This is a genomic window from Streptomyces sp. NPDC032161, from assembly GCF_040636995.1.
GTDB lineage: Bacteria > Actinomycetota > Actinomycetes > Streptomycetales > Streptomycetaceae > Streptomyces.
The window spans coordinates 754,304-780,767 of the sequence record NZ_JBEZVN010000001.1 but is presented as its reverse complement, the minus strand read 5'-3'; the positions used below and the strand labels follow the sequence as shown (position 1 = coordinate 780,767).

The following is a 26,464-nucleotide window of genomic DNA, read 5'->3' as shown; positions in this document are numbered from 1 at the left end:
CCCCTGGACCGTGCCCACCGGAGCCCGGCCGTCTGTGCCCGCAGGGCCCCGGCGCCGCCCGGCCGTCCGTACCCGCCGGGACCCTTGGGTTGTGCCCGTCGGAGCCCGGCCGTCTGTGCCCGCAGGGCCCCCGGGGCCGCCCGGCCGTCCGTACCCGCCGAGACGCCGACCCGTGACCGACGGGCCCCGGAGACCGGGCTGGGCCCGCAGGAGCCTCGGGCCGTGCCTGCCGGAGCCCGGTTGCCGGACCGGCCGCTCGCCCCCGCCCGTAAACTGGAGAATCGGCCCACCCGGGCCGAGGCCACCCCGCCCTCCCATCCTTCAGGAAGTCGCCAACGTGTCGCTCACGATCGGAATCGTCGGTCTGCCGAATGTCGGCAAGTCGACCCTGTTCAACGCCCTGACCAAGAACGACGTGCTGGCGGCCAACTACCCGTTCGCCACGATCGAGCCCAACGTCGGTGTCGTCGGCGTCCCCGACGCGCGTCTGAACAAGCTGGCGGAGATCTTCGGCTCCCAGCGGCTGCTGCCCGCGACGGTCGACTTCGTCGACATCGCCGGCATCGTCCGCGGCGCCTCGGAGGGCGAGGGCCTGGGCAACAAGTTCCTCGCGAACATCCGTGAGTCTGACGCGATCTGCCAGGTCATCCGCGCCTTCAAGGACGAGAACGTCGTCCACGTCGACGGCAAGGTCTCGCCGAAGGACGACATCGAGACGATCAACACCGAGCTGATCCTCGCCGACCTCCAGTCCATCGAGAAGGCCGTGCCGCGCCTCACGAAGGAGTCCCGCCTCCAGAAGGACAAGGTCGCGGTCCTCGCCGCGGTCGAGGAGGCCCAGAAGATCCTGGAGTCCGGCCAGACCCTGTTCGCCGAGGGCATCACGGCGGGCACCGAGAAGGGCAGGCTCCTCCACGAGCTGCACCTGCTCACGACCAAGCCCTTCCTCTACGTCTTCAACGTCGACGAGGAGGAGCTGGTCGACGAGGACTTCAAGAACGAGCAGCGCGCCCTGGTCGCCCCCGCCGAGGCGATCTTCCTCAACGCCAAGATCGAGTCCGAGCTGATCGAGCTCGACGACGACGAGGCCCTGGAACTCCTCCAGTCCATGGGCCAGGACGAGCCCGGCCTCGCCACCCTCGGCCGCGTCGGCTTCGACACCCTGGGGCTCCAGACCTACCTGACGGCGGGCCCCAAGGAGGCCAGGGCCTGGACGATCAAGAAGGGCGCCACCGCCCCCGAGGCGGCCGGTGTGATCCACACCGACTTCCAGAAGGGCTTCATCAAGGCGGAGATCGTCTCCTTCGAGGACCTCGTCGAAACCGGCTCGGTCGCCGAGGCCCGCGCCAAGGGCAAGGCCCGCATGGAGGGCAAGGACTACGTGATGCAGGACGGCGATGTGGTGGAGTTCCGCTTCAACGTGTAGCGGCTGACATAACACCACGTCGCTGATCTGGCAAACATGCAGGTCATGGAGGGTTCGGTTCTCCGGAGTCGGGCCCTTCGTTTCTTCCCGTGCTGGGATGGTGCTGGGATAGCTAACCCCTCGTCACCTGTCGTCATCCCTGGTCATCCTTACTGTGCTGGGATCGTGCTGGGACACGGGTCGACTACGGTGCTGGGACTGCATCCATATCCCTCCGCCCGACCCGACTCGTCCACCACGTGGGCCCTTGCCCTGGGTCTTACCTCAGGCAAGGGCAGAGGCAAGGGCAACGGGTGGCGTCCGAGTCCGGACGGTGAGTCTGTGCGGCTCTGGTAGGCCCTGATCTTGAAAGCCAGTTACCGCTGAAGCTCCCGGGATACCCTGACGGGCGGTCGGACTTGCGGTAGTCAAGCGCTACGCTTCGGGCATCTTCGCCCGATACGTGCAGAATGGAGTCTCACTGTGGCCCAGCAGGAAGCGTCTGAGCAGCTGGAACTGCTGCCGGATGCGGCCGGAGGGCTCACGCTCAGTGAGCTGGAGTCGCATTTGCTTGGCGCTGCCCATCTCTTGCGGGGGCTGGTCGATCAGGCAGATTTCAAGAGCTACATCTTCCCGCTGCTCTTCTATAAGCGTCTGTGCGATGTATATGGCGAGGAGTTCGACGACGCTCTCGCGCATTCCGATGGCGACCGTGACTTCGCGGCCAAGGCGGATCAGCACCGTTTCGTCATCCCGGAGGGGCATCGCTGGGACGATGTCGTAGCGGCACCTGATACGAAGCTCGGCTGTGCGCTGCTTGACGCGCTCCGCGCGATCGAGAAGGCCAACCCGGACACACTCGATGGAATCTTCGGTGACACACCGTGGACCAATCGTGACCGCATCCCGCCCCACGTACTGCGGGCGCTCCTCAACCACTTCTCCGCACGTTTCCTCGGCGACGCGCATGCAGACGCGGATCTTCTTGGGCAGGCGTACGAGTACCTGATCAAGAAGTTCGCGGATCTGTCTAACAAGAAGGCCGGCGAGTTCTATACGCCTCGCGCCGTGGTCGAGCTGCTGGTCAACATCCTCGCCCCGGAACCGGGCGAGACCGTGTACGACCCGGCATGCGGCACCGGGGGGATGTTGATCGAGGTCACCCACCACTTCGCTCGAAAGGGAGTGGCTCCCCAGCTGCTGTGGGGCAAGATCTTCGGCCAGGAGAAGAACCTCACGACTTCGGGCATTGCCCGCATGAACCTCATCCTGCACGGGATCGATGATTTCCGGGTGGAGCGCGGGGACACCTTGCGCGAGCCCCGCTTCTTTGCCTCGGATGGAGGTCTGCGGACTTTTGACTGCGTGATCGCGAACCCGCCGTTCTCGCTGGCCGCGTGGGGCGAGACGGGATGGGCTAGGGACCCCTACGGGCGCGGTGCGACTGGAGTGCCCCCGCGCAGCACGGCCGACTGGGCCTGGGTCCAGCACATGCTCGCCTCAATCCAGCCCGACACCGGCCGGGCGGTTGTCGTCCTGCCGCAGGGCATCCTCTTCCGGGATGGCACCGAAGCCCGTATCCGCAGGAAGATCATCGAGTCGGATGCGATCGAGGCAGTCATTGGACTGGGGGAACGCCTCTTCTACGGCGCGCCCCTGGCCGCCTGTGTCCTCGTGCTGCGCGCGCAGAAGCCGAAGGAGCGACGAGGGAAGATCCTCTTCATCGACGCTTCCGACCAGCTGCGCAAGGGGCGCAACCAGAACGTGCTGGAGGCCGAGCACGTCTCCCGCATCCTGGGCTGGTATCGCGCCTTCGCGGACATCAAGGAGCGCAGCCGCCTGGTCGACCTCCCGGAGATCGAGAGGAACGACGGCAGCCTCAACATCCCGCTCTACGTCGGAAAGGACCGCGCGGCCGAATTGCCCCCGTTGAGCGAGGCCGTCACCGCCCTGGAAAGCGCCCTGATGGACGCTGCGGTGGCGGAGAACGAACTGCGTAGCCGGCTCAAGGAATGGAGGCTCCTCGGATGAGCGGCGTCAGAGGTGCTGCGGATGTGCTGCACGGTACGGATGTAGCAGCGGGGCAGTTGGACCAGCGGGAGCTGGAGAACTATCTGTGGGGAGCGGCGGTCCGGCTGCGGGGACTCATCGACGCGGGTGACTACAAGCAGTTCATCTTCCCGCTGCTCTTCTTCAAGCGGATCTGTGACGTGCACGACGAGGAGCGCGAGCAGGCCCTCGGCGATTACGACGGGGACGCGGAGCTGGTGGCGAAGGAGGAGAACTACCAGTTCCAGATTCCTGACGGTCACCACTGGGCAGACGTCCGGGAGGCCCGTTCCGGGCTCGGCTCGGCGCTCGCTCAGGCCATGAAGGCCATCGAGAAGGCCAACCCGGAGCAGCTCTGGGGAGTCTTTGGGGATGCTCAGTGGACGAACACTGAACGACTCTCGGACGCCACACTTCGTGACCTTCTGGAACACTTCTCCACCCAGGTGCTCTCCCTGGCCCGGGTCCCGGAGGACGAACTCGGCCGAGGGTATGAGTACCTAATCAAGAAGTTTGCGGACGACTCCGGGCATACGGCTCAAGAGTTCTACACGAACCGGACGCTGGTCCGGCTCATGACCCGGATGCTCGAACCAGAGCCCGGGGAGACGGTCTACGATCCTACGTGCGGCACGGGCGGCATGCTGGTCACTGCGGCGGCTGAGTTGAAGCGCCAGGGGAAGGACCATCGCCAGCTCACCCTGTACGGGCAGGAGTTCAACGTGATGACCTCCTCGATCGCCCGCATGAACCTCTATCTGCATGGCATTGAGAACTTCCGCATCGAGCGCGGTGACACACTCGCCGTACCCTTGTTCTTCGAAGGCGACCAGCTGAAACGCTTCGACGTGGTGCTCGCCAACCCCCCGTATTCGATCAAGCAGTGGAACCGCCCGCTCTTTGCCAAGGACCCCTACCAGCGCAATATGTGGGGTGTGCCTCCCCAGGGGAGAGCGGACTACGCGTTCTTCCAGCACATCGCCGCCTCGCTGAACTCCGACACGGGCCGGTGCGCCATCTTGTTCCCTCACGGCGTGCTCTTCCGGGAGGACGAGCGGGCTATGCGGGAGAAACTGATCGAGTCCGATCTCCTGGAGTGTGTGCTGGGACTCGGGCCGGGGCTCTTCTATAACTCGCCGATGGAGGCGTGCGTGGTGGTGCTGCGCACCCGGAAGCGGCCTGAGCGTGAGGGGAAGGTCCTCTTCGTCAACGCGGCGCACCTGCTGGACCGGGTGCGAGGTCAGTCATTCCTGAGCGAGGAGCACATCGCGCAGATTCTCCGGGCCTACACGAGCGACGAAGCGATCGACGGGCTCTCGCGCTGGGTGACAGCGGACGAGATTGAGCAACACAGGACCAGCCTGTCCCTGGGCCTCTACTTCGGCCGGGAAGCGAGGGGCGAAGGCCGGGAGACCCGGGAGGAGCTTGCCATCGATCTTGAAAGCTGGGGATCCCGCTCCCAGGAGGCAAGGGTACGTGCCGCCGCTCTGCTCAAGATCCTTGGGGGAACGCCGTGACTACACACAGCGATTGGCAGACCGTCAGATTTTCTGACATTGCAGACAATTCAGGTGAAAGGGTAGATGACCCTAGTACGTCCGGCGCATCCCGCTATGTGGGCTTGGAACACGTGGATAGTGGTGAATTGACGGTGACTAGGTGGTCTGATCCCAGTGTGGTGACGGCCACGAAGCTGCGGTTCCTGGCGGGAGACGTCATCTTCGGCAGACGTCGCGTGTATCAGCGTAAGGCGGCAGTGGCCGAGTTCGACGGGATTTGCTCCGCGCACGCGTTGGTCCTGCGAGCACGGAGGGAGTATGTGGCCCCGGAGTTTTTGCCAGCCTTCCTGCACTCGGACACGTTCGTCGACCGAGCCGTGGCAATCTCTGTCGGCTCTTTGTCACCGACGATCAACTGGAAAACTCTCGCGCGGCAGGAATTCTCCCTCCCGCCGCTCTCGGAGCAACGAAAAATCGCTGATCTCATCTGGTCGTTCGAGCGCACCGCGCAGGCGAAGGCCACCGCGCTGGAGGCCGCACGGCAGGCTGAGCTCACGGCACTGGCGGAGCTGTACGACGAGCCGGGGTGGCCGGTGCGCCGAGTTGGCGAGGCGGGGGAAGTACAGCTGGGCATGAAGCGTGAGCCCAAGGTGCACCAGGGTACGGATCTGCGTCCCTACCTCCGTGTCGCAAACGTCGGGGACGATGAGCTGTTCCTGGATGACGTGCTGGAGATGAACTTCGCCCCCCCCGCTTTCGCCAAGTATGCGCTCCGGCCGAAGGACGTGCTGCTCAACGAAGGGCAAAGCCTTGAGTATGTAGGCCGCGCAGCGATGTACCGCGGGGAGATCGAGGACTGCTGTTTCCAGATGACGCTGCTGCGTTTTCGTGCGGGCGTTGATGTGCTACCAGAGTTCGCTCTCGGCTGGTTCCGCCGCTGCCAGCGCCTGGGGGCATTTGCCCGGGTGGCTAAGCGCACCACGTCGATGGCCCACCTCCCTGCCGGCCTTCTCTCGGCCCAGCCGATCCCCGTCCCCCCTCTCTCCATCCAACAACGTGTGGTCGAGCGGCTCGAAGCCGCCCGCGCACTGCGCACCACCCTCGCCGAGGACCTGACACAGACGCGTAATCTGATGCAACGCACCTTGAACGTGCTGTTGCAGGGCCCTGGCGCGTCGGCGGAAACAACGACGGCGGCGGCGCTCGGCTGCAGCGCGTGAGATGTGGAGTGAGGGACGACTGAGGGTGAGCGAGGGGCGGGGGATGTTCAGCGAGAAGGCCACGGCTCAGGCATTCGTAACCGACCGGCTCACTGCCCTGCCGGAGCTCGCGTGGGTTCAGCAGGACACTCAGCCGGACCGGGTCGAGCAGGATGTCCTCGTCGAGTCCGAGCTGCGCGACGCCCTGGTCCGTCTCAACCCGGCCATTTCGGCCGATCCCGAGCTCGCCGACGAGGTGCTGTACCAGCTCACCGCGCTGATCCGGTCGGCGCGTGGTGAAGGCGTGGTCAAGGCCAACGAGAACTTCCGCTCCTGGTTGCTCGGCGAGAAGTCGATGCCCTTCGGGCCGGACCACGAGTATGTATCCGTCCAGCTAGTCGACTTCGATGACCCCACCCGCAACCGCTACCACCTCAGCACAGAGGTTGCCTTCTGCCGAGGTGCCACCCGGCGCCGTTTCGATCATGTGCTGTGGGTCAACGGGATTCCCCTGGTCGTGGGTGAGGCGAAGTCCGCCACACGTGCTGGCATAACCTGGGCCGACGGGGCGCTCCAACTCGACGGTTACCAGGACGATGTACCGGAGTTCTTCGTCCCCAACGCCCTGTGTTTCGCCATCGACGGACGCGATCTGCGCTACGGCAGCCTCCGGCTACCCCTTCACCTGTGGAGCCCGTGGTGGTCCCCGGGGTTGCGGAAGCAGCATCCCGAGCCCGGCCCCGACTACCTCCGTCAGGCCGTGGACGGTCTGCTGAGTCCGTCGACGGTTCTGGACATCATCCGGAACTTCACGGTCTACAGCACTGACGACCGTCACCGGAAGATCAAGAACATCTGCCGCTATCAGCAGTACGAGGCCGGCAGGCGGATGGCCGACCGTGCCGCCGCCGCGGCGCACGACCCGGACGCGCCCCGGCAGGGACTCGTGTGGCACTTCCAGGGTTCTGGCAAGTCTCTGCTGATGGTGTTCACAGCTCAGGCGCTGCGCACCGATCCGCGCACTGGTGCGCCCACGGTGCTGATAGTGGTGGACCGGCTGGACCTCGACACCCAGATCACTTCCACCTTCGGTGCCTCGGACATCCCGAACGTGGTCACGGCGGGCTCCGGTGACAATCTCGGGGAGATGCTCGCGACGGGCCAGCGGAAGATCATTGTCACCACGGTCCAGAAGTTCAAGAACCTGGACCGCGTCCTGTCCGCACGACGTGACATCGTCTGCCTCGTCGATGAAGCGCATCGCACCCAGGACCGGGATCTGGGGCAGCGAATGCGCGAAGCCCTGCCCAACGCGGTCTTCTTCGGTCTGACCGGCACCCCAATCAACCGAACCGACGTCAACACCTTCAAGACGTTCGGTAACGAGGAGGACGAGGGCCGCTATCTCTCGCAGTACACTCAGGCAGATTCACTGCGTGACGGGACGACGCTCCCGCTGCATTTCGAGCCGCGTGACGCGCGCTTCCAGATCGACGGCGATGTCATTGATGCCGAGTTCAAGAAGCTCGCCGAGCGTCTGTCCCCACGCGAGAAGGCCGCTGTGACCCATCGGGCCGCTCGTATGGGGTGGTTGATCAAGGCCGACGGGCGCATTCGCATGGTGTGCGAGGACATCGCACGTCACTTCAGGGAGAAGGTGGAGCCCGAGGGCTTCAAGGCGCAGGTTGTCGTCTTCGACCAGGAAGCGTGCGTCCTGTACAAGAAGGAACTGGACGCGCTGCTGGGACCGGAGACCAGCGAGGTCGTGATGTCCACCCAGGGGCAACCTGAGGAGACCCAGGAGCGCTTCGGGCGGGACAAGGACGAGGAGGCGGCGCTGCTGGATCGCTTTCGCGCCCCGGACGATCCGCTGAAGATCCTCATCGTGACGGCGAAACTCCTCACCGGTTTCGACGCCCCAATCGCCCAGACGATGTACCTGGACAAGGTCATGCATGACCACACGTTGCTCCAGGCCGTCTGCCGGGTGAACCGCCCGTACCGTCGGCCGGGGAGCGATCAGGCGAAGTCGCACGGTCTGATCGTGGACTACCTCGGTGTCTTCGCCCGCCTCGGGCAGGCAATGCGATTCGATGAGCGGGCTGTCGAGCGTGCGGTTACCAGCATCAAGGAGCTGTGGGATCAGTTCCCCGGTGCCCTTCGTAAGTGCCTGGACTTCTTCCCTGGCGTTGACCGTGCCGAGGACGGTTACGAGGCCCTCTTCGCGGCTCAGGACAAGCTGCCCGACGACGGGACACGACAGGCGTTCGCAGAGGCGTTCGCCCGATTGTCCCGGCTGTGGGAGGCGCTAGCCCCGGATGAGCGGCTGAGCGAGCACGTCGCTGACTACCGCTGGCTTGCGAAGGTGCACCACTCCGTACGGCCCAGCAACGCCACGAGCCCTCTGCTGTGGCGGGTGCTCGGCCCTAAAACGCGCGAGCTGGTCAACGCCCACATCCACGCGGACGTGCCACCCCAACGGCTCGAGACGCTCGTCATCGACGCCAAAATGGCCGAGTACCTGCAGCGCGTCCCCGACCGGGGGATCCGGCAGCTTGAGCCCCAGCTTCAGGACAGGCTTGGCCGTCGCCGTGGTGAACCGCGCTTCGACTCCCTGGCGCAGAAGCTGGAGCGACTGCGTCAGCAGTACGAGGCGGGTCAGCTTGTGAGCCGTGAGTATCTCTATCAGTTGCTGGGCCTGGCGGAACAGACCGCGCGGGCAGAGGCTCAGACAGAGGCTGATGAGAAGGAGCAGAATCCTAGGGAACAGGGCAAGCACGCTCTCACTCGGCTGTTTGAATCGTCCCGTCCGGAGGGCACACCTGTGGCGGTGGCGAAGCTCGTGGAGGAGATCGACAGCATCGTCGACGCGGTGAGGTTCCCGGGGTGGCAGCACACTGCGGGCGGTGAGCGCGAGGTGAAGAAAGCTCTGCGCCGCACACTGGTCCGCTACCAGCTGCAACGGGACGAAGAGCTGTTCCAGAAGGCGTACGACTACATCCGGCAGTACTACTGAGGCGGCCCTCGGATCATGACCCACCGGATGTCAGTGCTCGGCCGTATCGTGCCATCAGGCATGGACTTCACCCGCGCCTTCCAGGCCGGCACCCAGCCCAGACGCGAGAGGAGGCGACCGTCATGACCCCAGCTCACGACCTGCGCGTGTCGGCAACCCGGCCAACCGTCGTGACTGTGCGCGAGGCGCTCGCCCAGCTCCGCGACGGAAGTCTGCGCCAGCCCTCCGAGCCGTCCAGTAGCGCAGAGTGGTCTGACCACCGTAAGCACGTGCTCCTCGACTCCGTGCTGCGCGGCTGGCCCATCGGCACGCTACTCGTCGCGCGTGAAGCGGACGGATCACGAGTCCTGCTCGACGGTCAGCGACGCCTGGCAGCGCTAGAGGAATTCGTACGCGGTGACCTACTGGTCGACGGCCGACTCACCCCTCCGGCTCGTGCCTTGCGGGAATCCGACGGAAAGACATACAACGCTCTGCCGCAGGGGCTGCGCACTGCCATCGACGACTACCCCTTGGTGCTCCTGGAGCTCGACGAACTGCCACCTGCCGAGTTGCGAACCGCGGTGCTGCGGCTCAATTCCGAAGCCGGACTGACCGCAGCAGGACGCAAACTCGTCGAATCGGGTTCGTTCGGCGAGCAAGTCCGGGTCCTCGTGGCCTCGGCGGCTGACTGGGGCCTGGGGGAAGAACGCATCGGCTTCGGGAACGTTGGCCTGGCCTACGAGGACGTGATCAGCAGAGTGCTGGTCGCCGTAGAGGCAGGCAGCATCCGGGCTGCGGCAGTCGGCAGCGAACAACTGAATCACCGGCTGCGCTCCGGTGACGCGGTGGCCGACCGCACCCGAGACGCGGTGGCTGACGCACTCAAGGGACTGTTGTCTCTGCCCGCACTCGACATGCCGGCCGTTCGGTTCACCAAACCGACTCTACTGAGCTGGATGCTGGTGATGGTCCGGGCCCGGCGTGCGTTCGGCCCTGGCGCCGAACATCACCTCGGGTTTCTCCTCGAATGGCTGGAGCCGGAACGTCGGAGGCGAGCCGCGGAGCTCGGGCCAGGAGCTACTCCACCACTCAGGACCGACTTCCGTGAACTGCCGTACGATGCCTTGCTAGAGCGGTTCAACGAAGTGGCCGCGGTGGGCGCGCACACACCCGAGTCGACGGTGTTGCGGGATGCCATCGGCTGGCTGTTTCTTGTAGCGACAGGCGGCGCCCCGTCGCGCCGGACTTCCCCCGTGCCGGACGTGCTGCGCATGTACGCGGCGCTGACCGGCGCAGATGACGCACCGTTCACAGAAGACAGGATCGATCAAGTGCTGTGGGAAGACGGGGTGCTGAAGTCCTGGGGGGAGTGGAGTTGAGCCGGGACGCAGAGGATGAGGAGGTCCTCCGCCGGGCCCAGATCAACAACCACTACCGCAAACTGGCCAGTGGCCAGGTGCGTTCACCCCTGCGCAGGGTCGAGATCGACGGGCACGCGCACCTCGGCTCGCTCACTGCTGAGATGGCGCCGGGCATCACCCTCCTGTGCGGGGTGAGTGGCGCCGGCAAGACGCAGTTCCTGCGAACGCTTGCACGCCATCTGCGGCCGCAAGCCCCGTCGGACAGCGCGCCGCACCCCACTGCCGTACGGCTGACAGGCCAGTCACGGCACCAGAAGAGCGACCGCAACGAACCGGCGACGGGCGACGTGGAACTCGCCGACGCCAAAGCCCCGTGTGTGTACATCGACACTGCACGGGAGTGCTTCGATGTGCTGACCCAAGTGAGCCGAGTTCCGGCACACGAGCTCGAAAGCGAGCGCGCCACGGCCGAGAAGGCCCCCCGCAGCGCCTGGTTCGACCATGCACTGGGCACCATCATGGGACGCCCCTACGACCTGGTCACCCACCAGGAGCTGGATCGCCGCTCCCCTGCCTCCGGCGAGTCACCCACGTGGTTCTACTACGAGCTCGGCCGTCACGGGGGCACCTACGGGCCTGAACAGATGAGCCTCGGGGAGCTCGCTTCCTGCGTCATCCTGCGTGCCTTGCGTGGGGTGGGGCGGGGCAGCATCGTGCTGCTCGACGAGCCCGAGAACTTTCTCTCGCCCCGCGCTCGCGAACGGCTGCTCGACATCATCGTCGCTCGTGCGGTCAAAATGGAGCTGTCGGTCGTCCTCGCCTCGCACTCTCCGGAGTTCGCCTACCGCCTGCCCAGCACTTCCCTCCGCACACTCGAGCGCGGTGCGGGCGCCGCGGCTCAGGCGACCATCTCCGCTGGCGCCATTCCTGCTCAGGTCAGCCGGAAGCTGGGCATGGCTCCGCGGACCGAGGCAGTGCTGCTGGTCGAGGACCGTTTCGCCCGGCTGATGCTGGAGGAACTGCTCCGATGCCACCTACCGGAGCTGGCCCCGCATCTGTGCGTGCAGGACGTGCGCGGCGCCGACACCGTCGCAACCGTCGCTCGCGTCCTCGGACCGACCAGACCGGCCGTGGCCTTTCTCGGCGTGCTGGACGGAGACACACGTTCCGAACCAGGCCGTCAGGGAGAGTGGTTGGAGTACCTGCCGGGCCATCACGATCCCGAGGCGGTCGTCATCCAGTTGCTCCAGACACGTACGGGGGCAGCGGCGAAAGAGCTGGGCGTGACAGAGAACACCCTGAAGTACGCCCTGGAAGAAGCACACGTCTCCAACATTCACGACCAACCTGCAGTCGTGAGCGAACACACAGGTGTGGACGAGGTACGGCTGATTTCCTTCGCGGTGCGGAGGATCCGCTCTGTGCCAGCCTTCCGCAAGGATACTGACCGGCTCATAGAACGCATTCGCACTCTCTTGACGCCTTCACCTTGAGCCCGGCCAGCCATGAGCAGCACGGACCACGAAGGCCCAGACGTATGGCGTACAGGACTTTCAGGCACGCACTGGCAGCACAGTATGTTGCGCCCACGACCCTCGTCGGCCTGCACTTCGGCCAACTGAGGTAGCAACACCGGATCTCCCCCTTACTCTCCGGTGAGTGGTGTGGAGTTCGTCCGGCCGGCCCATGTTGCTGCGCAGTGAGGCAAGCCTTGACATCTCTGGTTAGGAGTGCGGATGGCAGGCACAGCAGGGGAATTGAGGAGAGCGATCAGGCTGCCCAGACGTCGCGGAGAAGTCCTCGGACATCGCACATCGCTGCCGCTGGCATGTAGCGTTGGCGATTCTGGGCCCTCTCGTGCGTTGTCGTGAATCCCGTGCTGGGATGGTGCTGGGATGCGCCCACATACCCGCAGGTCAGAGCCTTGTCGTGGAGTTCCGCTTCAACGTATGAGCGGATGAAGTGACACCACATGGGCTGGCCTGGCAAACATGCAGGTCAGATAGGGGTCGACTCTTTAGGGAGCCGGCCCCTCGCCGGTTTGCGTGCCGGGCGGGTGCTGGATTTCCATGACGCCTGGTCACCTGGGCATGGGCTGGAAGGCGGCGCCGAGAGGCGTTGGCGGCTGACGGGACGCGTACGCGGAACCGCTCCGGTGTGTCGGCGCTCTCCATGACGACCTGGGGAGCGATGGGGAGTGGATCAGGGAGCGTCGTCATGCGGCTTCGATCGCAAGGCGGAGGAGGGGGTCGATGCGGCGCATCGACAACCGACGACAACGCCGCAAGCGGAGTCGCAGGGCGGCGCGAGCCCGCTCCCTATCGGTCCCCAGGTCGTAAGGTCTCCGAGACCCTAGTCGGCAAGTGGTTCGAGCATCGGTTGGAAGGAGGAGTCCTCCTCGTCGGAGACGTACGGGAGGAAGCCGTCGGGAACGGTGCGGGTGGCAGTGGTGAGGAGGCGGGCCAGGACTTCCTGCTCGGTGGCCGGGGGGAGACGAAGGGCGGCGAGCAGTCGGTCGCGGACGGTGGGGTGGTCCGGGTGGTCGTCGAGGTAGTCGGCGTTGAGAGCAGGAGGGCGGAAGCCGGCCAGGGCGTCGTGCCAGGACGGGAGGACGATGGCGAGGGTGAGGGCCTCGGCCAGGGACTCGGCGATCAAGGATGCCTGGCCCTCGGAATCGGTGTAGAGGACGGGGCGGGGGCCGTCGGGGACGGCCGGGCCGCAGAGGTAGTGGGTGCCGCCCGCGTTGCAGCCGGCGACGGGCTCCACCGGCAGGCTGTTGGGCAGGGCGATCGGCTCGATCGGGTCGGTGCGGGCGAGGTCGAACTCGCCGTCGCAGGCCAGATAGGAGGCGACCTCGGGGTGCGCGGTGATCCTGCGGAGCAGGGCGGCGTCCGAGAGAGCGGCCGGGTTGAGGGCCGCGGTGATCGCAGGAGTGAGGGGGAGTCCGGCGAGGACGTGGCGGACGGCGTCGAGGGGAATGGGACGTTCGTAGTAATCCTCGAAGTGGTCCTGGACGGTCTCGGGGGAGCGGTCGGTGAGGAGGCGAAAGAGGAAGCCGGAGCCGTCCGGGTCTTCGCTGCCCGGTGGGAAGGCGATGGCCGAGCCGGTGCGCCAGACAGTGTCGCCGGTTTCCCGCCATAGACAGGCGGTGACGCGAGGGGTGTCGATGCCCTCGTCGCGGAAGGCGGGTTCGTTCAGGAGCGGACTCAGCGCGGCAGGTACTTCGTCGATGACGCCGGGCCAGACCTGCTCGTCGTCCGTTCCGTACGGGCTCATCTCCGACTCGTGGTCGAAGCCGCGTATGAGCGCGCCGGCCGGGGTGAAGAGGACGGAGAAGTCGTCTCCCGAGCCGTTCTTCATCAGGGCTGCCTCTTCACCAGGGCCCCAGGCCGTGTCGAAGGTGTAGCAGCAGAACCGCGGATCGTCGCCGATCGTGGCGTCCAGGATGGCCAACGCGCGAAGATGAGCGCGGAGTTCGACGGCGTCTGGGAGGCGGGCGGCGGTCTCGTGCACAGTGCTCATGGCGCCATGCAAGCATCCGCCACCGACAACTCGGCACGGCCTGGCCCGGACCGTCGTGCGCGCAGCCCCCTAGAGGACGTTCCGCTTCAACGTGTGACCTGTCCGGCACGAGGCCGTCCGACCCTGGACGAAGCGGGTCCGGCGGGCTTTGCCGTGTCGCTGAGGGGAACCAGGGCCTGGACCCACCGGCCCCAGAGGCCGTCGGGTCGGATGAAGCGGACGGCGTGGTGGGTGCCGTGGCGGGCGTCGAGGCGGGGGAGGGCGTCGAGGGCGCCGGGCTGGTGGAGCGAGGCCACCCGGGGCGGGGCAGGGGCGGTTGTTGAGGTATGCAGGGTCTGCCTCGTGCGCCGGGTGTACACGACGCCGACGGAGGGATCCGCGCAAGCGCCGTCCTCATGGCTGTCTTGCCGTCAGTTCCCGTACACCCGGCGGTTTTTCCTGGTCCGGTGCGGTGACCGTCAGGCGTACCAGGCGGGCCGTCGCGCCCGGGTGGTACGGGTGCCAGACGGTGCCGGTCGTCGAGGTCTCCAGGCGGTACGGGATGGAGCGCGCGTCCGTCCATTCCGGGTGGACGGAGGTCACCGGGGCGGTGCGTCCCAGGTCGACCGTCAGTGAGCCCGTCGCGCCGTCCGGGGACCAGGAGGTGGCCGGGCTGCCGTCGACGGCGGCCACCGCGTACAGGCCGGGGGACTCGGAGGTCGCCGTCACCGGGCGGCAGCGGGCTGCGTCCGTGGTGGCGGCGAGGTCGGGGCGGCGGGTGGGGAGGGCGAGGGCGCCGGTGAGGAGGCGGGGGCCGGTGGGGGTGTGGACGGTGAACGGGGCGCCGGAGGTCAGCCGGACCGTGGTCGTCAGGGGGCCGATCGCGACGTCGAAGACGCGGCCCCGGTAGCGCAGGCCCGTCAGCGTGACGCCGCGGCCGAGCTGCGGGGGCAGCAGGGGGTCGAGCCGCACCCCGTCCTCGCGCAGCCGAAGTCCCGTCAGCCCGTGGGTGAAGACCTGGAGGAAGCCGCCCTTCCCGGTGAGGAAGTCCTCGGCGGGGGCCCCGGCCAGCGGGTCCTGGGCGCCTGCTTTCGCCCCCCGTGCCTCGCTGAACAGGGCGTACGGGCCGCGCATGAACGGGCGCACGGACCGCTGGAGGTAGGTGTACGTCGCGCAGCCGGCCTCCCCGATCGTGGCCGCGTCGATCGCGTGGACCGAGTCCGTCATGGCCGGACCGTCCGGGTCGGTGCGGGTGGCGTAGTAGTCGAGCGTGGCCGCGGCGGCGCCCGGCTCCATCGGCCACTCCAGCGGGTGGAGCAGCAGCACCGCGTCGGCCTGCTTGATCGTCGAGCCGTTGTAGCCCGCGTACTGGAGGAACAGCTTGCGCGCCGGGTCGTACGGGATGCGCAGTCCGTCCGCGACCCGTGTCCACTCGGCCGGTGCGGGGTGTCCGAGCAGGCGCGCGGCGCGGGCGGCGTCGCGCAGGGCGGTGGTGGCGACGGCGTTGGTGAAGACCCCGTCGGTGACGCCGTTGCTGTACTCGTCGGGGCCCGCGACGTCCTTGAGCGAATAGCTGCCGTCGCCGTTTCGGGTGGCCCGGGAGGTCCAGAACTCGGCGATACCTCGGAGCAGCGGCCAGCCGTGCCCGGACAGCCAGGCGCGGTCCCCGGTCGCCAGGTAGTACTGCCAGACGGCGAGCGAGACATCGCCCTGGAGGTGGATCTGAGTGAGGCAGTGCGGGGGGTCCCAGCTGTGGCACTCCTTCCACAGGTCGCCCCGGCTCGCGCTCGTCCACGGGTAGAACAGGCCCCGGTACCCGAGCTTGCGGGCGTTGGCGCGGGCGGCGGCGCGGGTACGGTAGCGGTACTCCACGATCGAACGGGCCGCTTCGGGACGGGTGACCAGCAGCCCGGGGTACATCCAGATCTCGGCGTCCCAGAAGATCAGGCCGGCATAGTCGTCGCTGGTCAGCCCGGTCGGGGCGATGCTGTCGCGGGAACCGGAACGGGTAGCGGTGAGCAGGCCGTACTGCGCGGATCGCAGCCATTTCCGCAGCTCGGGGCTGTCCGGTACGGAGATGTCGGCCGCCCAGGCCCTGCGCCAGGCAGCGGCGTCCGCGGCGAGCACGTCCGTCCAGCCGCGCCGGGCCGCGCGCGTCGACGCCGCGCGGGCGGTGGTGCGCGGGTCGGACGAGGTGAGCGCGGTGTCGACGCCGACGTACTTCTCGAAGGTGTACGTGCGCCCGGCGCGCACCTGGCGCGTGCTCGTCCGGTGCGCGCCGGTTGGAGAGGTGCCGGCCTGTCGGCTGCCGGTCTGTGGAGTGTCTGTCCGCGCGGTGCCGGACCCGTGCGTCGTGCCCGGTCCGGAGGTGAGCAGGGTCTGGGCGATCGCGCCCGCCGTTCTGGTCCCCCGGGTGCGGAACGTGCCGTCGGGCCCCAGGTCGATGCGGCGTGCGCCTCGCGGGTCCAGCCGGGCGGTGACGGTCGCGGTGCCGTTCCAGCGCGGGGTCATGCGCAGCCGTACGGCGCCGGTGTGTGCGTCGGACCGGTCGGCGAGCACTTCGTACGTGAGGTCCGTCGCGCGTCCGTCGGCCGTGGTCCAGCGCATCGACGTGCGCACCAGACCGCAGCGGAGGAACAGCGTCTGGCGGTAGCGCGAGATCCGGGCCGGTGGCGTGTCGGAGCCGTAGGTCTCGTCGCCGACGCGTACGTCGAGGGTGGTCCAGCTCGGCAGGGCGGCGATCACCTCGCGGCCGGCGGCGAGGTTCTTGTCGCGTCCGTACAGGCCGGAGACGAAGGCGCCGTCGTAGCGCGGGGTGAACAGCGGCCAGCCGGTCTTCTTGCCCGTCGCCGCGTATCCCGCGCCTGCGGCGGCCACCCGGTGGCCCAGGTAGCCGTTGCCGACGTACGGGGTGTAGCTGCCGGCCTCGCCGAAACGGGTTGAGGACAGGGCCCAGGCGGGGTCGGCGTCGCGGCCGCAGTCGGTGGGCGCGGGCGAGCGGGGCACGGCCGCGTAGGAGGCGGGCGGCGGCGGTGCGATCAGGACACCCGCGACCAGGGACGTCAGGGAGGCCAGGGACGTGAGGAGACAGATGCGAGAGAGGCTCACCGTACGAACGTAGGGAAGCGCGCGCCGGGCGCAGGGGCACGGCGCGCGGCGCACGGGTGAACGCCGGGCCGGGCGCCTCGTCCCGGTGAGAGCTTCGTCCTGGTGGAGTTTCGTCCCGGTGAGCGCTCTGCCCCCGTGCCCCGTGCCTCCGTGTCGCCTTGCCCCTGTGTCCCGTGCCCCGTGTCGCCTTGCCCCCGTGCCCCGTGCCCCCGTGTTCGGCTCCGGTCTCAGGGGGCGAGGCCCGTCTTGAGGCCCGCGCCGCACAGCGGTACGACGATTTCGAGGTCCGCCCGGCCGCCGACCGCCGCCCAGCAGGCGACGCCCGTCGTCTCCACGTAGAAACCTCTTGCGGCCAGGTCCAGTTGGGCCGCACGGATCTGGGCCTCGGTCACCGTGAGGAAGGTGCCGCCCGATGCGCGCACCGCCGCCAGGACGGCGCGGGCGCGCGGCGGGCAGGGGATGGCGATGCCCTCCGCGAGGGTCGGCGAAGTCGGCACGGGCGTGCCGGTCGAGGTGCAGAGGAGGTCGTCGGAGCCCGCGTGGAAGGCGGTCGCCAGCGGCGACACGGCTTCGGCCTGGACGGCGATCAGCGCGGGGCGTTCGTCGATCAGTCCCTGGGCATGGAGTTCGGCGGTGGCGAGGGCGGCCCCGAGGAGAAGGGTGCCGTTGCCGACCGGTACGGCGATGGCGTCCGGCAGACGGCCGCCGAGGTCCTCCCACAGTTCGTACACATAGGTCTTCGTGCCGTGCAGGAAGTACGGGTTGAAGACGTGAGAGGCGTAGAAGGTGCCGGGGGTGTAGGCGGCGGCTCGGGCCGCCCGCGCGGTGGCCTCGCGGTCGCCGGGGACGATCTCCAAGTGGGCGCCGTGCGCGCGGATCTGCTCGGTCTTCTTCGGTGACGTGCCCTCGGGGACGTACACCGTGGAGGGGAGCGAGGCGCGGGCGCAGTACGCGGCGACGGCCGTGCCCGCGTTGCCGCTGCTGTCCGTGACGACCCGTTCGGGTGTCAGACGCCGGGCGAGTTCGGCGAGCATCACCGCGCCGCGGTCCTTGAAGGAGAGCGTCGGCATCAGGTAGTCGAGCTTGGCCGAGACCGTACCGGTGAGCGGGACGAGCGGGGTGCGGCCCTCGCCGAGGCTGGTCGTGGGAGAGGCGAGGGGCAGCACCTCTTCGTAACGCCAGAGTGAATTGACGCGGCCGACCAGGGAGTTGAGGGACAGCGGTCCGGCAGGCTCGAAGTCGAGGTCCCAGGGGCCGCCGCAGAGGGGGCAACACCAGGTCAGGGAGGTCGTGTCGGCGCGGGTGCCGTCCCGCGGACAGAGATAGGAAGCCATGCCTGCCAGCGTGTCAGGTGTATGGCGGCTGAATGGCGAAGGTATGGCATGCGTCAACGCACCCTTGTGCGAATCTCAAGGATCGGTCAATCTTTCGCTGTCGGCCGGGATTTGGACGGCGCGGAACCCGAAGCGTCGGCTTGTCATGCCCATGCTATTCGAGCTCCGTCCGGCTCGGTCCGCCCGGCCCCGCTCCACCTTCACCTCCATGACCCCTGGACCCCGCACCAGTGCACCGCGATCGAGGAGGAACCCTCAGATGTCAGTGATGCGTCACACCCCCCACGCCCGGCGAAGAGCCGCTGCCGTGAGCGTCATAGCCGGTGCGGCCCTCGCGCTCTCCACCGCGGCGGCGTTCCCCGCCACCGCGGCCGGTCCGGCGGCGGAAGGCCGGATCGAGAACGCGGGCGCCCCGGGCGCCATCAGCGGCAGCTACATCGTCACACTCGACGAGTCGGCGGCCGACGCGGGATCGGCGAAGGGCAGGGCCCTCGCCAGGGAGTACGGCGCGAAGATCAAGCGGACCTACCACGCGGCCCTCAACGGCTACTCGGTGGAGCTCTCGGAGGACCGGGCGAAGAAGCTCGCCGCGGACCCGGCCGTCGAGTCCGTCGTGCAGAACCGGACCTTCAGGATCACCGGCACGCAGCCCTCGCCGCCCTCGTGGGGGCTGGACCGGATCGACCAGAAGAACCTTCCGCTGAACCAGAGTTACACCTATCCGGACAAGGCCGGTGAGGGTGTCACCGCCTACATCATCGACACCGGTGTCCGGATCACCCACAACGACTTCGGCGGCCGGGCCTCGTACGGCTACGACGCCATCGACAACGACAACACCGCGCAGGACGGCCATGGTCACGGCACGCACGTGGCCGCCACCGTCGCCGGCTCGTCGTACGGCGTGGCCAAGAAGGCGAAGGTCGTCGGCGTCCGCGTGCTCGACAACAGCGGCTCCGGCACGACGGATCAAGTCGTCGCGGGCATCGACTGGGTGACGGCGAACGCCGTCAAGCCGGCCGTCGCCAACATGAGCCTGGGCGGCGGGGCGGACTCCGTGCTCGATGCCGCCGTGCGCAAGTCCATCGCGTCCGGCGTGACCTACGCGGTGGCCGCGGGCAACGAGTCGACCGACGCCTCCACCAGGTCTCCCGCGCGGGTCACCGAGGCCATCACGGTCGGCTCCACGACCAGCACGGATGCCCGCTCCAGCTTCTCCAACTACGGCAGTGTGCTGGACATCTTCGCCCCGGGATCGTCGATCACCTCGGCGTGGAACACCAGTGACAGCGCCACCAACACGATCTCCGGCACCTCGATGGCGACCCCGCACGTCGCGGGTGCGGCCGCCCTCTACCTGGCCGACCACCCGGCCGAGAGCCCCGCACAGGTCTCCGCCGGACTGGTCGCCGCGGCGAGCACCGGAGTGGTGACGAGTCCGGGCACGGGCTCCCCGAACCGACTGCTGAACGTCGGCAGCGGCACCACGACCCCGCCGGGACCGAAGTTCGAGAACGCGACGGCGTACACCATCCGCGACAACTCCACCGTCGAGTCGCCCATCACGGTCTCCGGTGTCAGCGGGAACGCTCCGGCCACGCTGGGTGTGCCCGTCAACATCACGCACACCTGGATCGGCGACCTGAAGATCGACCTGGTCGCGCCCGATGGTTCGGTCTACAACCTGAAGGCGAGCGGAACGGGCGGCAGCAGCGACGACGTGGTCACCACCTACTCGGTGGACGCCTCGTCCGAGGTGGCCAACGGCACCTGGAAGCTGCGCGTCACCGACAACGCGGCTGGCGACACCGGGCGGATCAACTCCTGGGGTCTGCAGTTCTGATGACGCCCCGTCGGGCGGACCGTGCGGCTTCCCGGGTGGTCCGCCCGACGGATCGTTCGACGCTTCGCTCGACGACCCGGTCGATGCCCTGCTCGGCGGATGGCTCGCCGGATCGCCTCGTCGGCCGTCGGGCCACGGAGGCGTGAGCAGGGTCGGGGAGGGACGAGGGGCGGTCGCTGTCGAGGCCGCCCCTCGCCCCTTGCGCGGATGCATGATGTACGGACGCATGTACGGTTTATCCCTGCGCGCGGAGCGTGTCATGCGCGCCACTCCGATGGATCATCACTTCGAGTGAATCTCTGGCCTTTGCTTGCGATAGGCAACCGACCGTTGTCAGTCTGTTGCAGACCGTCAACCTGTTGGGAGAGGCCTGTGACTTTCGGTGAGCAGCCCGCCTATTTGCGTGTTGCGAGCGATCTGCGGGAGAAGATCGTCAATGGTTCGCTGCCGCCGCGTACGCGCCTGCCGTCCCAGGCCCGTATCCGCGAGGAATACGGGGTGTCGGACACGGTCGCGCTGGAGGCGCGCAAGGTGCTGATGGCCGAGGGGCTGGTCGAGGGTCGCTCCGGTTCTGGTACGTATGTGCGAGAGCGGCCGGTTCCGCGCCGGATCGCCCGTTCGGGGTACCGGCCCGTTTCGGGGGCCAGTTCGTTCCGTCAGGAACAGACGGCGGACGGCGCGCGAGGTACGTGGGAGTCCCGCAGTGAGCAGGAAGAGGCGACCGGTCCCGTCGCCGAGCGGCTGGACATCGAGCCCGGCGACCGTGTGATGCGCACGAGTTACACCTTCCGCGAGGCGGGAGAGCCGATGATGCTCTCCACGTCCTGGGAGCCGCTCGCGCTGACGGGGCGTACGCCCGTGATGCTGCCGGAGGAAGGGCCGTTGGGCGGCTGCGGGGTGGTCGAGCGGATGGCCGCGATCGACGTCGTCGTGGACAACGTGGTCGAACAGGTCGGTGCGCGCCCGGGGCTGGCGGAGGAGCTCCTGGCGCTCGGCGGTGTTCCGGGCCATGTCGTGATGGTGATCGAGCGTACGTTCTACGCGTCGGGGCGCCCGGTCGAGACGGCGGACGTGGTGGTGCCCGCCGACCGCTTCCGGATCGCCTACCACCTCCCGGTCAGGTGAGCGGCGCGCGGAGGCTGCTGCCGCTCGCCGGGCCGCCGCAGGGCCGGGTTCCTTGACCGGCGGGCGGCCGCCGCCGGTCTTGCCCGCCATGCCCTGGAAAGCATGTGGGGCGGCCGAGGAGACGCACGGCCGGCCGATGTCGTCGTGGGGGGCGCATCCGAGGGGATGCGCCCCTCTTGCATGGCCGGATCGGTATCTCTTTGTGTAATTACGTATCCGTTCAGTAAAGGTCTGGCGTAGGGTCCGGCATATGCGTACTGCGGTTTCCTGGGGATTCTTAAACGAGCCGTTGAAGACGTGCGAGCCGTTCGGGGGAGGGGCGCGATGCTTGGAAGGGGCACGATGACCGACAGCGGTGCCGAGCTCCCTTGGCTGGTGATACGGCAGGACGACAACGGCAATCGCTATCGCGTCGGCAGATACGCCACACGCGGCGAGGCCCAGGAGATGGCCGACAAGCTGGAGATCCACGGCCACAAGCAGCTCTATTGGGTGGAGCGAGCCGACCGGCGCACGCGGCCGTGACGTGCCGGGCCCGGGAAGGCGCCGATCTCTGGCGTGACGGGGCCGGGGCGCCGTCGGGCCGTGGCGATGTACCCGCCCGGGACGCCGACCGGCCGTGGTGATGTGCCGGCCGGGACGCGGGCCGAGGGCGGTCGAGCGCCGGGTGCGGCGCGGGACCGTGCGCGGGGGTGGCGGGGTGTGGTGCGGGGCATCCGTGGGCGCACTTTCCCGCGCCTTGTCCGGGCCCTCGGCGTTACGCTCCGGCTCATGAACAATCGTGTGGTGGCGGCCGGAGCCGTCTTCGACCGGGGTCGACTGCTGGCCGCGCGCCGCAGCGCCCCGCCCGAGCTGGCCGGCCGCTGGGAGCTGCCGGGCGGGAAGCTGGAGCCGGGAGAGACCGGTGAGCAGGCGCTCGTACGGGAACTCCGGGAGGAGCTCGGCGTGGAAGCGTGTCCACTGGAGCGCGTCCCCGGTGAGTGGCCGCTGAAGCCGGGGTATGTGCTCAGGGTGTGGACGGTGCGGTTGGTGTCCGGTGTGCCCGAGCCGCTCGAGGACCATGACGAACTGTGCTGGCTCGGGCCCGACGAGATCTACTCGGTCGACTGGCTGGATCAGGACCTGCCCGCCGTCGCGGCAGCGGTGCGATGGCTGCCCGACGGCGCCCCCGTCGATGTGCCGGGTGGCGCCCCCGCCGACATCTGAGATCGCGCCGCGCCCGGCGCCGGGGCCCGGACCCCGGCCCCTGGGCACCGGCACGGCGCCGGGAGTGGTGCGAGCCGGTGGGTACGGCGTGCGCCGCTGACGCGGAGTCGGGCAGCGGCCGGCGCCGGTTCCCGCCGTTCCGGCGCGCGGTGCTCTCCCTGTGCGCCCCTCTCTCTGCGTACATCTGTTCGCGTGCGGGGTCATACACCCGTACGCCCCACGTGTCGATCCCGGCGATAGTTCGTTCCGAATATCGGGTATGAGCTGATTATCCCGTGTAAGCAGGGCGTACCCGTTGCTGGTCTTGGGAAGTGATCGGCGTGATCGACACCGAAGGCGACTGCGCCGAGTGGACCTTTCCCGCTGTGCCCGGCGTGGTGCGCACCGCGCGGCAAGCCGTCCATGAGGCGTTGCGCGGCTGGGGGCTCGACGCGGCTGTCGGGGATGTGACGGTCTTGCTGGTCAGCGAGTTGGTCACGAACTCCTTGCAGTACACATCGGGTCCCATCGGGGTACGGTTGCAGCGCCCCCATCCCAACGGTGACGCGGCCTCCGCCCACCCCGGCCTGCTCGTGGAGGTCTCCGATCCGCTTCCGGATCCGCCCACCGAACGCGCCGCGGGGCCCGATGACGAGGGCGGCAGGGGGCTGCAACTGGTGGCGTGCTCCGCTCGTCGCTGGGGGACCAGGCGTGGAAAGACCGGCAAGACCGTGTGGTTCGAGCTGGCGCTGCCTGGTTAGGAGTGGGGTGGGACGACGCGCACGGCGATCACCTGGTCGAGCAGAACCTGTCCGAAACGGACTGAGACCGTGCTGTGATCGTGAACGCCGTGTCGGTCGGGGCCGGAGTGCTGAATACTGCGGTCAGGGCCGGTCCGGTGTGTGAGCTGGAGGGGACGGTCGCGTGAGCGAAATACCTGGGACGGCGGGCGGCATCGTGTGGCAGAACAGTCCGCCCGGCTCGATCTATGACTACATCAGAGTCGCCTCCTTCTCGATCGGCGCCGATGGCCTGATCGAGCAGTGGAGCCGACGGGCCGCGGGCTTGTTCGGCATCGCCGCGGATGTCGCCGTGGGCATGGACCCGGTCGAGGCGTTCATGCCCGCCGAGCTGCGGCGGGACGGTCACCGCCGGGTCGGCGAGATCCTCGACGGCAGGGAGTGGACGGGCCTCGTCCCGTTCCGGATACCGGGGGAGCGGGGCGTCCGCGGGCTCGCCGAGCTCTATGTGATGCCGAGCGAGACCAAGACCGGGGAACGGGCCGCGCTCTGCATCGTCGTGGACGTCCGCGCCCTGCGCCGCATCGAGACGGACCTCGCCGCGTCACAGGCCATTTTCGGCCAATCTCCTTTCGGCTTCGTGCTGTTCGGTACGGACCTCGCGGTGGTGCGCGCCAACGAGCGTTTCGCCACCGTCTTCGGCGGCAGGGCCGAGGACCACCGCGGGCGCACCGTCGACGACTACCTCTCCCGCACCGAGGCGGACCGTCTCACCGCCACCCTGAAGCGGGTGCTGGAGACCGGTACGTCCGTCACCGACCTCCAGCTCGTCGGGCACGCCCCCGGCGACCCGGAGCGCCGGTACTGGTCCATGAACCTCTACCGCGTCCACAGCGGTTCGGGCCGGCCCGTCGGCATCGCCGGACTGGCGACGGATGTGACGGGGCGTCATATCGCTGCCCGGGAAGCGGCCAGCGCCCGCCGCAACCTCGCCCTGCTCAACGAGGCCAGCGCCCGCATCGGCAACTCCCTCGACCTGGAGACCACCGCCCGCGAACTCCTCGACGTCGCCGTGCCCGGCTTCTGCGACCTCGCCTCCGTCGACCTCTACCAGGGGCTGCTCACCGGTGACGACGCGCCGCCCGGGAGCTGGGACTCGCTCCGCCAGGAGTCCGTCGGCGGCTCCGCCGAGCTGCGCCGGGTCGCCTTCGCCAGTGCCGTGTCGGACGCCCTGCCCGCCACGTCGGCGGACCGGACCGCACCCGCCCCCGGAGACGGCCCGCCCGCGCTCGGAGCCGTGCACCGGTTCCCGTACCACTCGCCCTGTGCCATCGCGCTGCGCACCGGGCACGTGGAGGACGTCCCCGGCGACGACCGCGGCTTCGTCCAGTCGACCCTGGCCGTGCCGATGGTCGCCCACGACACGGTGGTCGGACTCGTCCAGTTCTCCCGCACCAAGGGCAGCGAGCCCTTCGGCGAACGGGACCGTGGCCTGGCCATCGAACTCGCCGCCCGTGCCGCTGTCTGTATCGACAACGCCCGTCTCTACCGGCGCGAGCACGAGCGGGCGTTGATCCTCCAGCGCAGCCTGCTGCCGCCCGGTGACCCCGAGGCCGCCGGTCTCGACATCGCCTGCCGGTACCTCCCCGGCAACACCGCCACCGAGGTGGGCGGCGACTGGTTCGACGTGATCGAACTCCCCGGCCATCGCACCGCCCTCGTCGTCGGCGACGTCATGGGACGTGGCCTGCGCGCCGCCGTGGCCATGGGCGAACTGCGCACCGCCGTACGGACCCTGGCCCTGCTCGACCTGGAGCCGGCCGAGGTGCTCGCCGCGCTCGACGAGGTCGCGCGGGGGCTCGGCACCCCCGGCCGCGCCACCGGCGCCTTCCCCGGGGGTTCCGGCGGAGGAGCCCAGTGGCCCTCCCGGGCCGCCCACAAGTCCCGTGAGGCGGACCTCTCCGAGGTGTACCTGGCCACGTGCGTGTACGCGGTCTACGACCCGGTCACCCGACGGTGCACCTTCGCCAACGCCGGTCACCTCCCCCCGGCGGTGGTCGAACCGGGCCAACGAGCCGTCATGCTCGACGTCCCGCCCGGGATGCCGCTCGGCGTCGGCGGTGAACCCTTCGAGGAGGTCGAGGTGGAACTGAAGGAGGGCGCCCTGCTCGCCCTCTACACGGACGGTCTCGTCGAGTCCCGCGACCATCCGCTCGACGAGGGGCTCAAGGCCCTGCGCGAGGCGCTCGTCGCGCCGCGGCGGCCGCTGGAGGACGTCTGCGACCACGTCCTGGCCACGCTCGACACCCGGCACGGCGAGGACGACATCGCCCTGCTCATGGCACGCATCCGGGGACTTCCGGTCGACGCCGTCGGCGACTGGCGGCTGCCCCGCGAGCCGCGCTCCGTCGGCCGCGCCCGCGAACTGGCCCGTGAACAGCTGCTCGCCTGGGACCTCGGCGAACTGGTGGACACCACCGAGCTGCTGGTTAGCGAACTGGTCACCAACGCCCTGCGGTACGGCGAGGGCGAGATCCGGATCCGCCTGCTGCTCGACCGCACGCTCGTGTGCGAGGTGTGGGACGCGGGCCTGGTCCAGCCGCGACGGCGGCGGGCCCGCGACACCGACGAGGGCGGGCGCGGGTTGCAGCTGGTCGGGATGCTGAGCACGGGCTGGGGGTCCAGGCGGACGCCGCGTGGCAAGACCGTCTGGTTCGAGCTGGCACTGCCCGACGGGGTACCGGCCGCCGAGCCCACGCTGGAACAACTGCTCAGCATGTACTGAACCGGGCGGGAGGGGACTTTCGAAGCATGCCCTACGCCCCCTCGTACGGCCGTCGGCGGGTTGCCGTCCCGGGGGTGGTACGGGTGGCGGTGCGCCGCCGACGCCGGACGTGCGTGAAGGCGGCGGTCGCCGCGGTGCCGGCGAGGACGGCCAGCGGCACGATCAGGTCCACGGCACCCGCCCCGCCGTAGTCGCCGGTCCCGGGTCCCGGGGCGGTGGGGACGGTGGCGTGAGCCGTCCGGAGGAGGGCCGGGAAGCACCCCGCCGACAGCACGGTGAGCGGGGCTCCGTCCGGCCCGGACCCTCTGGGCCAGGCGGATCGCCCGGACCGG

Annotated in this window: 18 protein-coding genes; 13 read left to right on the top strand and 5 right to left on the bottom strand. The window is 68.6% G+C overall.

All coding sequences use genetic code 11. The annotated features are described in order from the left end of the window. The first annotated feature begins 337 nt into the window (after positions 1-337). The 7 genes from ychF to AB0E67_RS03215 all read left to right on the top strand — a co-directional run bounded on the left by ychF (position 338) and on the right by AB0E67_RS03215 (position 12,004). Complete coding sequence (ychF, locus tag AB0E67_RS03245; protein WP_362020219.1) at positions 338-1,426, top strand: redox-regulated ATPase YchF; 1,089 nt, start codon at positions 338-340, stop codon at positions 1,424-1,426. Between the two features lie 462 nt (positions 1,427-1,888). After that, complete coding sequence (locus tag AB0E67_RS03240; protein WP_362020216.1) at positions 1,889-3,436, top strand: class I SAM-dependent DNA methyltransferase; 1,548 nt, start codon at positions 1,889-1,891, stop codon at positions 3,434-3,436. Then, positions 3,433-4,971, top strand: coding sequence for a class I SAM-dependent DNA methyltransferase (locus tag AB0E67_RS03235; RefSeq protein WP_362020213.1), 1,539 nt, complete (start codon positions 3,433-3,435; stop codon positions 4,969-4,971). The genes AB0E67_RS03240 and AB0E67_RS03235 overlap by 4 nt, the downstream gene beginning before the upstream one ends. Then, positions 4,968-6,173 carry a restriction endonuclease subunit S gene (locus tag AB0E67_RS03230; protein WP_362020210.1) on the top strand — a complete coding sequence of 402 codons (1,206 nt, stop codon included), beginning with the start codon at positions 4,968-4,970 and terminating at the stop codon, positions 6,171-6,173. The genes AB0E67_RS03235 and AB0E67_RS03230 overlap by 4 nt, the downstream gene beginning before the upstream one ends. A 43-nt stretch (positions 6,174-6,216) precedes the next feature. Further along, positions 6,217-9,168 carry an HsdR family type I site-specific deoxyribonuclease gene (locus AB0E67_RS03225; protein ID WP_362020207.1) on the top strand — a complete coding sequence of 984 codons (2,952 nt, stop codon included), beginning with the start codon at positions 6,217-6,219 and terminating at the stop codon, positions 9,166-9,168. Positions 9,169-9,290: 122 nt separating this feature from the next. Continuing rightward, positions 9,291-10,529, top strand: coding sequence for a DUF262 domain-containing protein (locus tag AB0E67_RS03220; protein ID WP_362020204.1), 1,239 nt, complete (start codon positions 9,291-9,293; stop codon positions 10,527-10,529). Then, entirely contained in the window at positions 10,526-12,004 is a 1,479-nt protein-coding gene (locus tag AB0E67_RS03215; protein WP_362020201.1) for an AAA family ATPase, read from the top strand. The genes AB0E67_RS03220 and AB0E67_RS03215 overlap by 4 nt, the downstream gene beginning before the upstream one ends. Positions 12,005-12,863: 859 nt before the next feature. Here AB0E67_RS03215 and AB0E67_RS03210 read toward each other — a convergent pair. From AB0E67_RS03210 to AB0E67_RS03195, 4 genes are all read right to left on the bottom strand, one after another. Next, positions 12,864-14,033, bottom strand: coding sequence for a hypothetical protein (locus AB0E67_RS03210; protein WP_362020198.1), 1,170 nt, complete (start codon positions 14,031-14,033; stop codon positions 12,864-12,866). Positions 14,034-14,119: 86 nt separating this feature from the next. Then, the gene (locus tag AB0E67_RS03205) at positions 14,120-14,329 is read right to left on the bottom strand and encodes a DUF6000 family protein (protein ID WP_362020196.1); all 210 of its coding nucleotides are present in this window, start codon (positions 14,327-14,329) and stop codon (positions 14,120-14,122) included. 97 nt (positions 14,330-14,426) lie between these two features. Then, a complete protein-coding gene (locus AB0E67_RS03200; protein WP_362020193.1) occupies positions 14,427-17,120 on the bottom strand; it encodes a glycosyl hydrolase family 65 protein in 2,694 nt (897 codons plus the stop codon). A 227-nt stretch (positions 17,121-17,347) separates the two neighbouring features. After that, entirely contained in the window at positions 17,348-18,454 is a 1,107-nt protein-coding gene (locus AB0E67_RS03195; RefSeq protein WP_362020190.1) for a pyridoxal-phosphate dependent enzyme, read from the bottom strand. A 259-nt stretch (positions 18,455-18,713) separates the two neighbouring features. Between AB0E67_RS03195 and AB0E67_RS03190 the strand changes: the two genes are divergently transcribed. The 6 genes from AB0E67_RS03190 to AB0E67_RS03165 all read left to right on the top strand — a co-directional run bounded on the left by AB0E67_RS03190 (position 18,714) and on the right by AB0E67_RS03165 (position 26,132). Beyond that, positions 18,714-20,297: a S8 family peptidase gene (locus AB0E67_RS03190; protein WP_362020187.1), complete on the top strand. Its 1,584-nt coding sequence runs from the start codon at positions 18,714-18,716 to the stop codon at positions 20,295-20,297. Positions 20,298-20,669: 372 nt separating this feature from the next. After that, positions 20,670-21,422: a GntR family transcriptional regulator gene (locus AB0E67_RS03185; RefSeq protein WP_351627459.1), complete on the top strand. Its 753-nt coding sequence runs from the start codon at positions 20,670-20,672 to the stop codon at positions 21,420-21,422. A gap of 324 nt (positions 21,423-21,746) precedes the next feature. Beyond that, positions 21,747-21,947, top strand: coding sequence for an SPOR domain-containing protein (locus AB0E67_RS03180; protein WP_362020184.1), 201 nt, complete (start codon positions 21,747-21,749; stop codon positions 21,945-21,947). 246 nt (positions 21,948-22,193) lie between these two features. Beyond that, on the top strand, positions 22,194-22,628 hold the full coding sequence (locus tag AB0E67_RS03175) for a (deoxy)nucleoside triphosphate pyrophosphohydrolase (RefSeq protein WP_362020181.1): 435 nt from the start codon (positions 22,194-22,196) through the stop codon (positions 22,626-22,628). Positions 22,629-22,939: 311 nt separating this feature from the next. Continuing rightward, positions 22,940-23,368 (top strand): ATP-binding protein, encoded by a 429-nt coding sequence (locus AB0E67_RS03170; RefSeq protein ID WP_362020178.1) that lies wholly within the window; start codon positions 22,940-22,942, stop codon positions 23,366-23,368. 196 nt (positions 23,369-23,564) lie between these two features. After that, a complete protein-coding gene (locus tag AB0E67_RS03165) occupies positions 23,565-26,132 on the top strand; it encodes a SpoIIE family protein phosphatase (protein ID WP_362021423.1) in 2,568 nt (855 codons plus the stop codon). A 31-nt stretch (positions 26,133-26,163) separates the two neighbouring features. On the opposite strand, the gene AB0E67_RS03160 is transcribed toward AB0E67_RS03165, so the two are convergent. Continuing rightward, entirely contained in the window at positions 26,164-26,406 is a 243-nt protein-coding gene (locus AB0E67_RS03160) for a hypothetical protein (RefSeq protein WP_362020176.1), read from the bottom strand. Between the last annotated feature and the right edge of the window lie 58 nt (positions 26,407-26,464).